We start from the raw sequence: 13,752 nt of genomic DNA, 5'->3' as shown, positions 1-13,752 counted from the left end.
TCAGTGCGTCGGCTCAGCCCTCGGCCTTCGAGGGCTTGCCCTCGGCGGGCAGGACCTCGTGCGGGGTGTCGCGCTCGTCCTCGCCCTCGGCCTGCGACGGCTTGTCGGACTGGTCGTCCGGGTCCTCGACGGGGCTCGGGGTCTGGTCGCTCATCGGAGTCCCTCCGGCTCGTCGGACGTGGCGGACGGCTCGGGGTGCGCCTCGAACTCCATCCAGGCGCGGTCCAGATCGGCCTGCGCCGACTCGGGCTCGCTGGCGAAGTAGCCGTCGTAGATCGCGCGGCCGCCGTGCTCGGGCAGGTCGTCGCGACCGCCGAAGGCCTGCGCGAAGCGGCCGACCTCGTCGTCCCTCTTCTGCTGATCCCGCAACCAGGCGGGGAAGGTCTGCGTCATGGTGACACCTCTCTCTCCTGCCCTCCAGCCAATCGCCCGCCGCGGATCCGGGCAAGCCCTTCCGCCGCGGGCCCCGAGGGGCCAGGCTCCGCCCTGGAGGGCGCGGGCTCCGCCCTGGAGAAGCGGCGCTCCGCCCTCTAGAGGACATGTCCGCTACAGGGCGCCCCCGCCCCCGCCGTGGACGAGAGCGGACCCCTAGCGTGAGCCCGTGACCGACCCCGCTTCTCCGCGCCCCGCCCGCACCGCCGCGGGTCTGCGCCGCACTCTGCTCGCTCTGACCGCGACCGTCGCGCTGCTCGCCGGCACTGCGGCCCCCCTCGCCTCCGCCGAGCCGGACCCGGTGCCGGTCGGGAACGACCACCTCGCCAACGGCGTCGCCGCCTGGGGGCGCTACCTCAACGGGGAGTGGGACGTGCCGGCGGGCATGTCCGACCTCACGGACGTCGCGAGCAGCTACAGCCACACCCTCGCGCTCCACACCGACGGCACCGTCGAGGCCTGGGGAGCGGATCTGGAGGGCGAGCGGGACGTGCCGGCCGGGCTCCGCGAGGTGACGGCGATCTCGACCGGGTACCTCCACAGCATCGCCCTCACGATGGAGGGGACGGTCGTCGCGTGGGGCGACGACCGTCAGGGCCAGACCGACGTCCCGGCCGGACTCGGCGGCGTGACCGCCGTCGCCGCGGGCAGCTACCACACCCTCGCTCTGCGGGGCGACGGGACCGTGGCGGCCTGGGGCTCCGATCAGTTCGGAGCGACCGACGTGCCGGCGGGTCTCTCCGGAGTGGTCGCGATCGCCGCGGGCGGCTGGAACAGCCTCGCGCTGCGCGCCGACGGGACGGTCGTGGCGTGGGGCGGCGACGACAGGGGCGCGTACACCGCCCCGGCAGGCCTCCGCGACGTCGTCGCCGTCTCGGTCAGCTACTCCCACAGCCTCGCCCTGAAGCGGGACGGCACCGTCGTCACCTGGGGCGACCCCGCCGACTCCGGCTTGCCGCGGGTCCCCGCCGATCTCGGCGGCATCACCGCGATCGCCGCCGGCATCGGCTTCAGCGTCCTGCTGACGTCCGACGGCACCGTCGTCTCCCTGCACCCCGACGGCGACACGGAGCTGGACGTCCCGGCCGGGATCACCGGCGCCACCGGCATCGCGGTCGGCTTCAACCACGCCTTCGCGATCGGCCCGCTGCCGACCCTCACCGCCGACACCGCCGAGACGCTCGTCAAGACCGGGACCCGCTACTCCGCGACCTTCACGGCGTCCGGCCCGGCCGCGACCTTCGAAGTCTCGTCCGGCGCCCTTCCCGCGGGGGTGGCCCTCTCGCCGGAGGGCGTCGTCTCGGGCAGGCCGACCACCGCAGGCGACTCCACCTTCACGGTGAGCGCGCGGAACGCGTACGGCACCACGGCCGGCGTGCCGCACACGGTCACCGTGGTCCCCGCGAACACCCCGCCCGTCGTGACGGTCGCCTCCGCCACCGACGGCGCCTCCTACGAGAAGGGCTCGGAGCCGAGGGCCGCCTGCGCGATCACGGATGCGGAGAGCGGAACGTTCAGCGAGGAGGCCGTCGTCACCGGCACGCTCGTGAACGGCCTCGGCACCCGCACGGCGACCTGCACCTGGACCGACCCCGGAGGACTGACCACGACCGCCGCGGCGACCTACCGGATCGTCGACACCGGCGTCCCCACCATCACCGCGACGACCGCGCCGGCGGCTCCGAACGCCGCGGGCTGGTTCCGCTCCCCCGTCTCCGTCGGCTTCTCCTGCGCCGACGGCAGCGGCTCCGGGATCCGCAGCTGCACCCCCGCGCGGATCCTGCGCGAGGGCCCCGGCCAGAGCGTCACCGGCACCGCCGTCGACAACGCGGGCAACCGCGCCACGACGACCCGCAGCGGCATCGCCATCGACACCACGAAGCCGCAGCTCTCGTTCACGTCGAGGCCCGAGGGGTCCTACCCGTACGGCACGGTGCTCCCGGAGGCGCGCTGCCTCGCGGACGACGCGCTCTCGGGCCTCACCGGCGCCTGCGTGATCACGGGCGGCGGCCGCTCCGTCGGTCCGCACGTGTACCGGGCGACCGCGACCGACCGGGCGGGCAACGTCTCGACCCTCACCGCGTCCTACACCGTGACCCCGTGGACGATCGGCGGGCTCAGCACCTCGGTGAAGAGCGTGGCCGCCGGAGCCGCGACCGGCATGACGTTCCAGGTGACCTCGACGTCCTCCGCGGGAACGTTCCGCCACTCCGCCCTCGCCGACGTGCGCAGCGTCACGCAGAGGCAGACCTCCTGCACCGCCGGCGCCGTCCTCACCGGAGCGCCGACGACCACCCTGACCGGACGCCTCCGCTACGACACCGCGACGAACCGCTACGTGAAGGCGTGGACGGTGCCCGCGAAGCGGGGCACCTGCTGGACGCTGACGGTCACGACGGCGGACGGCAGCACGGGGAGCGCCCGGTACTCGGTGAAGTAGCGGCGCCGGACGGCCGCCGCGGTCCTGTCAGGCTCCCGCCGCGGCGTACCGCTCCGCGAGCACGCGGAACGCGGCGGCCAGCTCGGGCGGCTCGGCCCCCGCCATCGGAGCGTCGAACCGGCCGAACGACGCGGCGAGCGCCTCCCACGACCAGGCGCCGAGGGCGAGTCGGCAGCCCGCGTCGCCGAGGTCCTCCACCTCCCCGTCGCCCGCGTAGGGCAGGACCTCGGCGGCGGGCGCCTCGAGCACCACCGAGCCGCGGCACGGCCACCCCTCCCCGGGCGCTCCGCCGCGGAACCGCGCCTCCAGGAACTCGGCGGGACTCCGGACCGGCAGCGCCCGGCGGCGGAAGCGGGCACCGCGGGGTGAGCGCGGCTCGAGCCGGTCGACGCGGAACACCCGCCAGTCGTCGCGGTCGAGGTCGAAGCCGATGAGGTACCAGCGGCCCTGACGCGCGACCAGGTGGTGGGGCTCGACGCGGCGCACCGCCTCCGCGTACGCGAAGCGGAGCACCTCCGAGGCCCGGACGGCCGCCGCGACCGCGACCAGCCGCTCCGGAGGGACCGCGGGGGCCGGCGCCGCCGCGACCGTGAAGCGCAGCGCATCAGCTCGGGGCCGGAGCCGGGCGGGCAGGACCTGCCGCACCGTCGCCAGCGCACGGGCCGACGCCTCCTCGAGCCCCGCGACCGGCGCGCGCAGGGCGGCGGTGAGGGCGAGCACCTGCTCGTCGTCGAAGAGCAGCGGCGGGAGCTCGGCGCCGGCCTCGAGCCGGTACCCGCCGTCGGGGCCCTTCGCCGCGTCGATCCGGTAGCCCATCGTGCGGAGTCGGTCGACGTCGCGACGCACCGTCCGCGGCGCGATCCCCAGGCGCTCCGCGAGCACTCCGCCCGGCCAGTCGCGGCGGGTCTGCAGGAGGGAGAGGAGCAGGAGGAGCCGCTCGGTCGTCGTGGGCACGTCCCGAGGGTATTCCGAGAAGAGGACCGTCACCGTCCTCTTCTCCTGGGAGCGTCGGGGCACCGGGTGATCGACCCGGCACGACTGCGAGGAGCGCACCATGAGCATCACCACGACGACCCACCTCAACTTCCGCGGACAGGCCCGCGAGGCGCTGGAGTTCTACGCCTCGGTCACGGGAGGCCGGGTCGACGCGATGTCCTACGCGGACGCGAACGCTGTCACCTCGCCCGACGAGGCCGACCAGCTGATGTGGGGCCAGGTCGTCTCCGAGGCCGGCTTCCGCGTCATGGCGTACGACGTCCCCGCGCACACGGCTTACGACCCGGGCACGATCCCGGTGTTCGTGTCGCTGCGCGGCTCCGACGCCGACGAGCTGCACCGCCTCTGGGACGGCCTCTCGGAGGGGGCGGCGGTCGTCGTGCCCCTGGCCCCGGCGGCCTGGTCGCCCCTCTACGGGATGCTGCGCGACCGCTTCGGAGTGACGTTCGTCGTCGACCTCGAGGTCGCCTGGGGCTGAGGCCCGCGGGCTCGGCGGCGGGGCGCGTCCCACTGCGGACGCGCCGGCCGCCGACTCGGTACGCTCAGCACCGGATCCGGTCGGAGGGACGCTGCATGCTGGAGACGATCTCCGAGGCCCTCTCGCTGGTCACCCTCCCCCTCGGCGTGCTGTTCCTGCTCGCCGCGTTCGTCGCGGCGCTGATCGACGGACGCTGGCTGACGACGACCGCCTACCTCGAGGAGGGTCCGCCCCTCGCGCTGCACTGGGTGACCCGGGCCGGCGAGGTGCGATCGCGTCCGCTGTCCGCCGGGGACCCGCTGACGCCGACACGGTCGGACCAGCGGGAGGTGCACTACCGCGAGGAGGATCCGCACCGCATCCGCCTGCACCGGTGGAGCGACGCGGTGCGGGCGCTGCGCCTGACCGGCCTGATCCTGCTCGGGGCGGGCGCCGTCCTCGGGATCCTGTCGACGGCGCTGGCGGTCCTCGCCTAGGCGACGCTCCGTGCGCGAGGATCGGACCCGTGGATGCGGAACGGGTTCTCGGAGACGGTCGGGCCGACGGGGTGTGGTGCCGGCTCGGGGAGCCGCTGACGGTCGCGCAGATCGCTCGCGGCGGGCCCGCGTGGCTGTGCCTGGACGCGCAGCACGGCGCGTTCGACGACGCCGCGGTCCTCGCCTCCCTTCGCGCGCTCGGCGCCGTGAGCGGGAGGCCGCCCGTCGGCGTCCGGGTCGCCGGGCTCTCCGACGCGCTGATCGGCAGGGCGCTCGACGCCGGAGCGGACGTCGTGGTCGTCCCGATGATCGAGACGGTCGAGGAGGCGCTCGCGGCCGTCCGCGCCGCGCACTACCCGCCGCTCGGCCGCCGCAGCTGGGGGCCGATGTCCGATCTCTGGGGCGCCGCTCCCCCGTCGGCCGCCGAGGCGCGCACCGCGCTCTGGGTCATGATCGAGACGCAGGCCGGCCTCGACGCCGTCGATCGGATCCTCGCGGTGCCGGGCGTGAGCGGAGTCTTCGTCGGCCCGTTCGACCTCGCGATCGGCCTCGGACGGGACCTGTCCGACCTTCTCGCCGCCGACGGTCCGGACGACCCGCTGCCGAGGATCGCCGCGGCGGCCCGGCGCGCGGGCAAGGGCGCCGGGGCCTACGCGGGCGACCGCGAGCGCGCCGGGCTGCTGCGAGCGCTCGGCTTCCCGAGGGTCGCGGTCGCGACGGATCAGTCGCTGATCGCGCTCGGCACCGCGGCGGCGCTCGACGCGGACGCCGCCGACTCCGGCTGCTGAGCCCGAGGCCGGGAACGGGGCCGGACGCCGGTCACCGGCGAGCGCTCCCGCCGGGGGGATGCACGGGCTCCGGCGGCTCGGGGACGAAGCGGAGGCCGCCGGCGGAGTTCGCGAGATCGGTGAGCGCCGAGATCCAGGCGGGGTTGATGCGGGGCATGCGGCCGCCGGCGTAGGTGTAGCGGAGCGTGTGCGAGGGGTGCAGCCAGATCGCGCTGCGGCCGTCGCTCATCCCGTTCTCGTCGCGCCAGGTGAGCAGGCACGACTCCCCCCGGCGCAGCTTCGCGGTGAGGACGATCTGCAGGTGGGCGAGCACCCGGTCCTCGACGTCGATCTCGACCGATCCGTCGTAGTGCAGCTTCCCCCTCGGCGTCTCCCGGCCTCGTCCTCGGAGGACGGGCGCGCCTCCGGCCCACCATCCTCGGGTGTCGTCCAGTGACCAGTTCGGGGCGGCGACAACCAGCGGAACAGCTGGTATCGGCGGATCCGCTGGTCTCGACGGGGCAGGGCTCAGGCCGGCGGGTTCGCCGCCATGAAGTCGCGCATCGGCAGCAGGTTCTGGAGGGGCGCGAAGTACCCGAAGCGGGGCAGGTCGAAGACCACTCCCGCGACTCCGGAGGATCCCATCGCCGCGATCCACTCGAGCGCGGCCGGCATCGGCACCTTCAGCACGCGCGACGCGTCCTCGTCGGAGAGGCCGGCGTGCAGCGCCCCGGCGCGGGCGCGCTCCCCCGTGGTGAAGGCGAAGACCATCGGCCCCGACTCCAGGCCGCCGACGAAGGGGGTGGGCGCGTCGTCCGGCCCCCGCGCGATGAAGCACCACATCGGCAGGGCGTAGACGCTGCGCCAGAGCGCGTCCATCGCGGCGAAGCTCTCGGGGTCGGCGCGCAGGGCCTCCGCCCGGGCGTCGATCTCGACGGTCTGGTCCATGGGGCTCCCCTCGGCGCCGGCGATCGGCGCGGACCTCCACGCTAACGATGGTCCCGCTGGGCCGCACCCGCGATCGATCCGTCAGCAGCGGCCCGTCCCGGCGGCGGGCACGGGCCGCGGACGACGGATCGACGCGGCGGCGGCCCGCTCAGGCCGTCGCGTGCAGCGCGGCGTACGCGCCGCCCGTCGCGAGCAGCTCATCGTGCGTCCCCTGCTCCACGACGCGCCCCTCGCTGAGCACCACGATCCGGTCGGCCGTGCGGACGGTGCTCAGGCGGTGGGCGACGATCAGCGTCGTGCGCCCCTCGCGCAGCCGGTCGAGGGCGAGCCGGACCTCGCGCTCGGTGCGCGGATCGAGTGCGGCGGTCGCCTCGTCGAGCACGAGCAGACGGGGGTCGCGGATCAGGGCCCGCGCGATCGCCAGGCGCTGGCGCTGGCCTCCCGACAGCAGGGCGCCCCGCTCCCCTACGACCGTGTCCCAGCCGTCGGGCAGCTCGAGGACGAACTCCGCGTTCGCCGCCCGCAGCGCCGCCTCGAGCCGGTGGTCGTCGGCGTCCCCTGTCCCGTAGAGCACGTTGTCGCGGATGCTGCCGCGGAAGAGCACCGACTCCTGCGGCACGACCGAGACGAAGCGGCGGGCCGTGCGCATGTCGAGGGCGGCGATGTCACGGCCGTCGAGCAGTACTCGGCCCTGCGAGGGGCGGACGAATCCGAGGACCACCCGGGTCAGCGTCGACTTCCCCGAGCCGGAGGGACCGACGAAGGCCACGGTCTCCCCCGGGGCGATCCGGAGCGACACGTCGTGCAGCACGCGCCGGTCGCCGTAGTCGACGCTCACCCGGTCGAGCTCGACTCCTCCGGCGAGGGCGTCGACGACCGGCTCGCCCTCGTTGTGCTCCACGTCGGGGTCCGCCAGGACCTCGGCGATCGAGCGGCGCGACTCGAGGCCGCGGGTGACCAGCGGAGCAGTCTGGAACGCCGCCGTGATCGTCCCGGTGAGCAGCGCGAAGTACGAGCTCAGCAGCACGACCTCGCCGACCGTCACCGGCAGGACGCCCGTCATCGCGATGACGGCTGCGCCGAAGAGCGAGCCGAGCGTGATGAGCTGGTAGCTGCTCCACGACAGCGCCCCGAAGCGCCCGTTCAGGCGGTCGAGGGCGACGCCCGCCCGCTCGACGCGGCGGGCGGCCTCCACCACCCGCTGGACCGAGACCTTCTCGAGGCCGTGGGCGCGGGTGACCTCGAGGAGCGCGGACATCTCGCCGACGGTGCCGGACATCGTCTCGACGTGGCGCCGGAACGCCTCGTTGCCGGCCGCTGTCCGCCGACGGAGCCAGAGCACGAGTGCGGCCGCGAGCGGGACGGTCAGCGCGAACACCAGCAGGAACTGCGGCACCCTCGTGCCCGTCGCCACTCCGGCTCCGACGAGCACCACCAGCGCTGTCAGCACCGGCCCGAAGGCCTGCTGCAGCATCAGCTCGAGGTTCTCGACGTCGCGCACCACCTTCGTCTGGGCGATGGAGGCGCTGCCTCGCGAGTGGTAGTCGAGCGAGAGGCTCTGCAGCCGCTCGGCGAGCGCCTCCCGCAGCCGCAGGCCCAGCGCGCGGACGGCGGACGAGGAGAGCCGCACGTAGACCGCGTTCGCCCCGATGTTCGCGAGGATCGTCGCCGCGGCGGCCGCGGCCGGCACGACGAGCGCCGATGGCGACCGGCCGTCGACGAGGGCGTCGACCACGGCGGCGGTGACGAGCGGCAGGATCCACAGCGGGCTGTCCTTGACGACGTAGGCGAGCGCCGCCCCGACGACCCGGTGCCGCGACGGGCGCAGGGCCGAGCGGAGCGGATGCTCGGAGGAGATGCCGCTCACGGCACGAGGGCGGGCTCGCGCGCCGCCGCCGTCGATCGGAGGATCAGGGCGGCCGCGCCGATCAGAGGCCCCTCCCCGCCGAGCCCGGACGGGCGGACGTCGAGACCGCGGGCGTAGTCCAGGACAGCGTGCTCCCGGGCGCTCGCCTGCACGAGGTGGAGGTAGTCGCGGGTCACGCCCGCGAAACCGCCGCCGACGGCGAAGTCGTGCACGTCGAGCAGGGTCGCCGCGCCCGCGATCGCCGTGCCGACGGCCTCGGCGGAGCGGCGGACCGCGGACAGGGCCACGGCGTCGCCGTCCGCGGCCGCGCGCCCGAGCTCCTCCCCGGTGCTCCCGGCGAAGCCCCGGCGCCGGGCCCAGGCGACGGTGCTCGGTCCGGAGGCGATGCTCTCGAGCGTCCCGTCGCTCCCCTCCTCGGGGTCGGCGTCGGCGACGTGCACCTGGCCCAGGTGGCCGGCGTTGCCGGAGCGGCCCGCCAGCACCCGGCCGTCGAGGACGATCCCGCCGCCGATCCCGGTCGACACGACGAGGCTCACCGAGGAGACGGCGCCCCGGTTGGCCCCGTACCAGTGCTCGGCGAGGGCGATGCAGGTCCCGTCGAGGCGCAGCTCGACCGGCCGACCGGGCACGAGCCGCTCGAGCGCCTCCCGGAGCGGGACGCCGTGGAGCAGCGGGAGGTTCTTCGGTCGGATCCGGCCGCCGTCGAGGTCGATCGGCCCCGCGGATCCGGCGCCGACGCCGACGACGTCCGCCCCGGCCGTCGAGGCGGCGACGCACTCCGCGAGCCCCCGCTCGAACTCCTCAGGAGTCAGGGCGGGGCCGGTCGCGCGCCGGTGCCGCGTGCCGGGCACGAGCCCGCCCCCGGCGTCGACGAGGGCGGTCTCGATCTTCGTGCCGCCGACGTCGACGGCCAGGGCGGGCTGCGTGCTCACCGCGGATCAGGCCCAGTCGGCGACGAGCTGGTTGGCCGTGCGCAGCACGCTCGGCGACACCAGCGCCTCGGTGTCGAGACCGGAGCCGCGCACCGTGAAGACGACGCTCTCGCCCGGCAGCAGCGTGACCAGCTGGTCGTCGACGACGGCGGACGGGTCCACCTTGTCGACCAGGAGGGTGACGTCGCGCACGAGGTTCTCGGCGGTGACGGTCACCTGCACTCCGCCCTCGACGGGGGCGGCGCTCGTGCGCAGGCGCGCGGCCTCCAGGGCGGAGTCGCGGTACTCGGCGAAGAACCAGAACGCGCGCGTCCCGGCGAAGTCGACGACGAGCAGCTCGGCGGCGGCGTCCTCGGGCGTCGCCACGCCGGACCCGATCGGCAGGGTGCGCACCGAGCGCGCCCCGACCGCGAGCTCCTGCCGCTCCTCCGCCAGCACCGTCCCGTCGAACGCCAGGCGGCGCACGACGCACTCGCCGGCCCACTCCTCGGGGGAGTCGCCCACGGCGACCACGGCGAGCCCCTCCCCGCGCGGCTGCACGGTGAGCAGACGGTCCTCGAAGACGTGCTTGAGCGCGTAGAGGAGCGGCTTGGCGGTGCCGTCGCCGTCCACCGCGGCCCACGAGGTGACCGGCCAGCAGTCGTTGAGCTGCCAGACGATCGAGCCCATGCAGCGCGGGCTCTCGGAGCGCTGGTGCTCGATCGCGAGCGTCACCGCGAGCGCCTGGTTGAGCGACATCGCCCAGTGCCAGTCCTCCGTGTCGTCGGGCAGCGGGAGGTGAGCGACGAGACCGTCGGTCAGCTTGTCGTTGCCGTCGGTCGCCTTCTGGTGGTGGATCATCCCGGGCGACTCGGGAGTCAGCGGCGAGTCCGAGATCGAGCGCTGGATGGTCGACCACGACGCCGGCCCCTGCCAGCCGAACTCGGCGACGAATCGCGCGTGGGCGTCCCGGTAGGCGGGGTAGTCGACGCGGTTCCACAGCTCCCAGAGGTGCACGGAGCCGTGGTCGAGGTCGTTCGCGAAGATCTGCGGGTCGCCCGACCAAGGGCTCCCGGGCGTGTACGAGCGCGCCGGGTCGAGCTCGGCGACCAGGCGCGGGAGCAGATCGAGGTAGTAGCCCAGGCCCCAAGTGCGGCCCTGGAGGCGCTTCTCCCAGCCCCACTCCTCGAAGCCCCAGATGTTCTCGTTGTTGCCGTTCCAGAGCGCGAGGCTCGGGTGCGGCATGATCCGCGTGACGTTGTCGCGGACCTCCGCCTCGACCTCGCTGCGGAGCGGCTCCTCCTCCGCGTAGGCCGCGCAGGCGAAGAGGAAGTCCTGCCAGACGAGGATGCCGCGCTCGTCGCAGAGGTCGTAGAAGTCGTCGGACTCGAAGTAGCCGCCGCCCCAGATGCGGAGGAGGTTGAGGTTCGCGGACTCGGCCTGGTCCATCCTGCGGGCGAGGCGCTCGCGGTCGACCCGGGTGATGAAGGCGTCGTCCGGGATCCAGTTGGCTCCGCGGATCCAGACGGGCTCGCCGTTGACGACGAAGCGGAACGAGGTGCCCTCGTCGTCGCGGTCGAGCTGCACCTCCAGGGTCCGGAAGCCGATCCGCTGGCAGCGCTCGTCGATGACGGCTCCGCCCTGCAGGAGCGCGACCTCGAGGTCGTGGAGCGGCTGCCCGCCGAAGCCCCGCGGCCACCAGAGGGCCACGTCGGCCGCCTCGAGGTGGAGGACCGCGGTGCGCTCGCCACCGGGGACGCTCGCCACGGCCTCCGCGCCGGCGACGGAGGCGCGCACCTCCACCTCGGCGTCCGAGGCCCGGTCGAGCCCCACGTGCAGCTCGACGCGGCCGGTCGTCCCGTCGACCGTGACCACGGGGCGCACCGAGGCGAGGCGCGCACCGCTCCAGGCATGGAGGGTCACCGGCTTCCAGATGCCGGCGGAGGCGGCGTCCAGCCCCCAGTCCCAGCCGAAGTTGCAGGCGGCCTTCCGCAGGGCGTTGAAGGGGTGGGAGTAGGTGTGCGGCCGGTAGCCGATCTCGAGGCTCGCTCGGTCGGCCTCGGCGACGGGCGAGGCGAAGGCGACGACCAGCTCGTTCGCCCCCTCCTGCAGAGCCTCGTCGACGCGGATCCGGTAGGTGCGGTGCTGGTTGCGGGTGCGGGCGATCTCGCGCCCGTTCAGCGTGACGACGGCCACCGTGTCCAGGCCCTCGAAGACGAGCTCGTGCACGTCGCGGCCGTCGGGGGCCCAGTCGAACGAGGAGGAGTACTCCCAGTCCGTCTCGCCGATCCAGGTGACCTTCTTCTCGTTCTGGTCGAGATAGGGGTCGGGGATCAGACCCGCGGCGAGCAGGTCGGTGTGCACCAGGCCGGGCACGACCGCGGGGACGACGGCGGCGACGAGCTCGGCGGGGACGGGCCCGCGGGTCGCGCGGACGCTCCAGCCCTCGTGCAGGCGGCGGGTGGCCGCGGTGGTCGCCCGGCTGTCGGTGTCGATGGTGTGGGTCACTTCGTGGCTCCTGAGGTCAGTCCGTTGTAGATGAAGCGCTGGAGGAAGAGGAAGGCGACGAGGGTCGGCACGATCACCAGGATCGTGCCCGCCGCGATGACCTCCCACTGGGCCCCGAACGGGCCCATGAAGCGGAAGAGGGAGGTCGAGATCACGCCGAGGTCGCGCGAGGGCATGTAGAGGAAGGGGATGTAGAACTCGTTGTAGACCGCGATGCCCTTGATGATCACGACGGTCGCGATCGCGGGCTTCAGCAGCGGGAGCACGATCCGCCAGTACACGGTGAAGCGGCTCGCTCCGTCGAGCATCGCGGCCTCGTCCAGCGAGACCGGGATCGACTGCATGAACTGCAGGAAGATGTAGATCGCGACGATGTCGGTGCCCGTGAACAGCAGGATCGCCGACCATCGGGTGTTGAAGAGGTCGAGGGCGTTGATCACCTGGAACGTCGCCACCTGCGTCGTGACGGAGGGGACCAGCGTCGCGAGCAGGAAGAGCCCGGTCACCAGGCTCCGCCCGCGGAAGCGGAACCGGTCGATCGCGTAGGCGGCCATCGTGCCGATCAGCACGGTGCCCACGATCGAGACGACGAGAATGATCCCGGTGTTGAGGAACCCGGTGACCATCCCGCCCTGCGTGAAGGCGATGGCGAAGTTCTCGAGGTTGAACCAGTTCGAGGGCGGCGTGAGCGGTCCGGTGCCCCGGTACTCCGCCGAGGTCTTGAACGCGAGCATCACGATCGTGACGATCGGCACGAGAGCGAAGAGGCAGGCCACGATCAGCGAGCCGTACTTCCCGATCGAGCCGAGGACGGATCCCGCCGACCGGCGGGTGCGCCGCTCCTTCACGGCCGCCTGCCGCGTCACCGGGAGACCGGTGACCGCCGGGGGGCGCTGCTGGGTGCTGGTCATTCCTGGCTCGCCTTCTCGTCGGGGAACACGCGCCGCTGCACGGCCGTGATGATCAGCACGATCGCCAGCAGCACCACGGCCATCGCCGACGCGAGGCCGACCTTGGAGTAGCGGAAGGCGGTGTCGACGGTCTGGATCACGAAGGTCTCGGACCCGTTCGCGCCGCCGGTCATGATGTAGGGCATCTCGAAGGCCGAGAGCGCCCCGGCGATCGCGAGGATGAAGGACAGCCCGAGGATGCGCCGGATGCTCGGCACGATGATGTAGCGGAACTTGTCGAACGCGCTCGCGCCGTCGAGATCCGCCGCCTCGTACTGCTCCTCCGGGACCGACTGGATCGCACCGAGGAACAGCACGAAGTTCAGCCCCATGTAGCGCCAGACCGAGGTGGCCGCGAGGGACACGTTGACGACGGAGGGGTCGCCGAGCCACTGCGGGGTGTCCTTTACGCCGAAGACGCCGAGCACCGCGTCGAGCGTGCCGTCCGGACGGAAGAAGTAGAGGAACATCAGCCCGATGGCGACGCCGTTGATCAGGTAGGGGAAGAAGATGACGCCCTTGAAGAAGTTGCGGAACCGGGTGCGGAAGCTCAGCAGCGTCGCGAAGAAGAGGGCGAGGCCGAGCTGCGCGATCGCGCCGACGAGGTAGAACAGGCTGACGAAGAAGACGCGGAAGATCTCGGGCCGGGTGAAGATCTCGACGTAGTTCTCGAGGCCGACGAAGGTCTTGTCGGGGTCCAGGCCGTCCCAGTCGGTGACGCTGTACCAGAACATGTTCGCGACCGGGATGTACGTCAGCACGACCAGGAACGCCAGCGGGACCGCCAGGAAGAGCCAGGGGGTGATGCGCCTGCCGGTGAGGCGCTGCCGGCGGCGGGGCCGGATCCGCTTGCTCGCTCCGACCTCGATGGGCGGAGCGTCGGTGATCGCCATGGTCGATCCTTCCGTCGTTCGGGGGTGCAGGAGCCGTGGAGCTCCGGAGGGAGGGGGCGGGCGGCCGCGGGAGGCGGCCGCCCGCG

General features: G+C 73.6%; 14 protein-coding genes. 4 read left to right on the top strand and 10 right to left on the bottom strand.

Annotated elements, in window-relative coordinates:
- Nucleotides 1-13 precede the first annotated feature (13 nt).
- Nucleotides 14-154, bottom strand: a complete 141-nt coding sequence (locus C5D66_RS17205; RefSeq protein ID WP_159940045.1) for a hypothetical protein — start codon at nucleotides 152-154, stop codon at nucleotides 14-16.
- Nucleotides 151-393: a hypothetical protein gene (locus tag C5D66_RS12280; RefSeq protein WP_104227148.1), complete on the bottom strand. Its 243-nt coding sequence runs from the start codon at nucleotides 391-393 to the stop codon at nucleotides 151-153. The genes C5D66_RS17205 and C5D66_RS12280 overlap by 4 nt, the downstream gene beginning before the upstream one ends.
- A gap of 208 nt (nucleotides 394-601) precedes the next feature.
- On the opposite strand from C5D66_RS12280, the gene C5D66_RS12275 reads away from it, so the two are divergent.
- The gene (locus tag C5D66_RS12275) at nucleotides 602-2,872 is read left to right on the top strand and encodes a PxKF domain-containing protein (protein WP_104255951.1); all 2,271 of its coding nucleotides are present in this window, start codon (nucleotides 602-604) and stop codon (nucleotides 2,870-2,872) included.
- 27 nt (nucleotides 2,873-2,899) lie between these two features.
- Here the strand turns inward: C5D66_RS12275 and C5D66_RS12270 are convergent, their stop codons facing one another.
- Nucleotides 2,900-3,826, bottom strand: a complete 927-nt coding sequence (locus C5D66_RS12270; RefSeq protein WP_258063919.1) for a YafY family protein — start codon at nucleotides 3,824-3,826, stop codon at nucleotides 2,900-2,902.
- Between the two features lie 100 nt (nucleotides 3,827-3,926).
- Between C5D66_RS12270 and C5D66_RS12265 the strand changes: the two genes are divergently transcribed.
- The 3 genes from C5D66_RS12265 (at nucleotide 3,927) to C5D66_RS17195 (ending at nucleotide 5,610) form a co-directional block, all read left to right on the top strand.
- Nucleotides 3,927-4,346, top strand: a complete 420-nt coding sequence (locus C5D66_RS12265; protein WP_104251003.1) for a VOC family protein — start codon at nucleotides 3,927-3,929, stop codon at nucleotides 4,344-4,346.
- A gap of 95 nt (nucleotides 4,347-4,441) precedes the next feature.
- Nucleotides 4,442-4,822 (top strand): hypothetical protein, encoded by a 381-nt coding sequence (locus C5D66_RS17200; protein ID WP_181067923.1) that lies wholly within the window; start codon nucleotides 4,442-4,444, stop codon nucleotides 4,820-4,822.
- A 29-nt stretch (nucleotides 4,823-4,851) separates the two neighbouring features.
- Entirely contained in the window at nucleotides 4,852-5,610 is a 759-nt protein-coding gene (locus C5D66_RS17195; protein WP_159940053.1) for an HpcH/HpaI aldolase/citrate lyase family protein, read from the top strand.
- A gap of 31 nt (nucleotides 5,611-5,641) precedes the next feature.
- Here the strand turns inward: C5D66_RS17195 and C5D66_RS12255 are convergent, their stop codons facing one another.
- From C5D66_RS12255 to C5D66_RS12225, 7 genes are all read right to left on the bottom strand, one after another.
- Nucleotides 5,642-5,923 carry an ATP-dependent DNA ligase gene (locus tag C5D66_RS12255; RefSeq protein ID WP_258063920.1) on the bottom strand — a complete coding sequence of 94 codons (282 nt, stop codon included), beginning with the start codon at nucleotides 5,921-5,923 and terminating at the stop codon, nucleotides 5,642-5,644.
- 194 nt (nucleotides 5,924-6,117) lie between these two features.
- Entirely contained in the window at nucleotides 6,118-6,537 is a 420-nt protein-coding gene (locus C5D66_RS12250; protein WP_104224305.1) for a hypothetical protein, read from the bottom strand.
- A 148-nt stretch (nucleotides 6,538-6,685) separates the two neighbouring features.
- Nucleotides 6,686-8,404 (bottom strand): ABC transporter ATP-binding protein, encoded by a 1,719-nt coding sequence (locus C5D66_RS12245; protein WP_104238484.1) that lies wholly within the window; start codon nucleotides 8,402-8,404, stop codon nucleotides 6,686-6,688.
- Nucleotides 8,401-9,336 (bottom strand): ROK family protein, encoded by a 936-nt coding sequence (locus tag C5D66_RS12240; RefSeq protein ID WP_104255949.1) that lies wholly within the window; start codon nucleotides 9,334-9,336, stop codon nucleotides 8,401-8,403. Before C5D66_RS12240 ends, C5D66_RS12245 begins: the two co-directional genes overlap by 4 nt.
- A 6-nt stretch (nucleotides 9,337-9,342) precedes the next feature.
- Entirely contained in the window at nucleotides 9,343-11,823 is a 2,481-nt protein-coding gene (locus C5D66_RS12235) for a glycoside hydrolase family 2 protein (RefSeq protein WP_258063921.1), read from the bottom strand.
- Complete coding sequence (locus tag C5D66_RS12230) at nucleotides 11,820-12,734, bottom strand: carbohydrate ABC transporter permease (protein WP_104255948.1); 915 nt, start codon at nucleotides 12,732-12,734, stop codon at nucleotides 11,820-11,822. The genes C5D66_RS12235 and C5D66_RS12230 overlap by 4 nt, the downstream gene beginning before the upstream one ends.
- Nucleotides 12,731-13,666, bottom strand: a complete 936-nt coding sequence (locus C5D66_RS12225; RefSeq protein WP_104255947.1) for a carbohydrate ABC transporter permease — start codon at nucleotides 13,664-13,666, stop codon at nucleotides 12,731-12,733. The genes C5D66_RS12230 and C5D66_RS12225 overlap by 4 nt, the downstream gene beginning before the upstream one ends.
- Nucleotides 13,667-13,752 lie beyond the last annotated feature (86 nt).

Origin of the sequence: Rathayibacter sp. AY1B4 (assembly GCF_002932815.1) — a bacterium.
Lineage (GTDB): Bacteria > Actinomycetota > Actinomycetes > Actinomycetales > Microbacteriaceae > Rathayibacter.
The sequence above is the reverse complement of the archived record's forward strand: the minus strand, read 5'-3'. Positions and strand labels throughout refer to the sequence as shown.

Coding starts and splice junctions, on each gene's coding strand:
- C5D66_RS17205 (WP_159940045.1), bottom strand. CDS start 154: ATGAGCGACCAGACCCCGAGCCCCGTCGAGGACCCGGACGACCAGTCC.
- C5D66_RS12265 (WP_104251003.1), top strand. CDS start 3,927: ATGAGCATCACCACGACGACCCACCTCAACTTCCGCGGACAGGCCCGC.
- C5D66_RS12225 (WP_104255947.1), bottom strand. CDS start 13,666: ATGGCGATCACCGACGCTCCGCCCATCGAGGTCGGAGCGAGCAAGCGG.
- C5D66_RS12280 (WP_104227148.1), bottom strand. CDS start 393: ATGACGCAGACCTTCCCCGCCTGGTTGCGGGATCAGCAGAAGAGGGAC.
- C5D66_RS12230 (WP_104255948.1), bottom strand. CDS start 12,734: ATGACCAGCACCCAGCAGCGCCCCCCGGCGGTCACCGGTCTCCCGGTG.
- C5D66_RS17200 (WP_181067923.1), top strand. CDS start 4,442: ATGCTGGAGACGATCTCCGAGGCCCTCTCGCTGGTCACCCTCCCCCTC.
- C5D66_RS12250 (WP_104224305.1), bottom strand. CDS start 6,537: ATGGACCAGACCGTCGAGATCGACGCCCGGGCGGAGGCCCTGCGCGCC.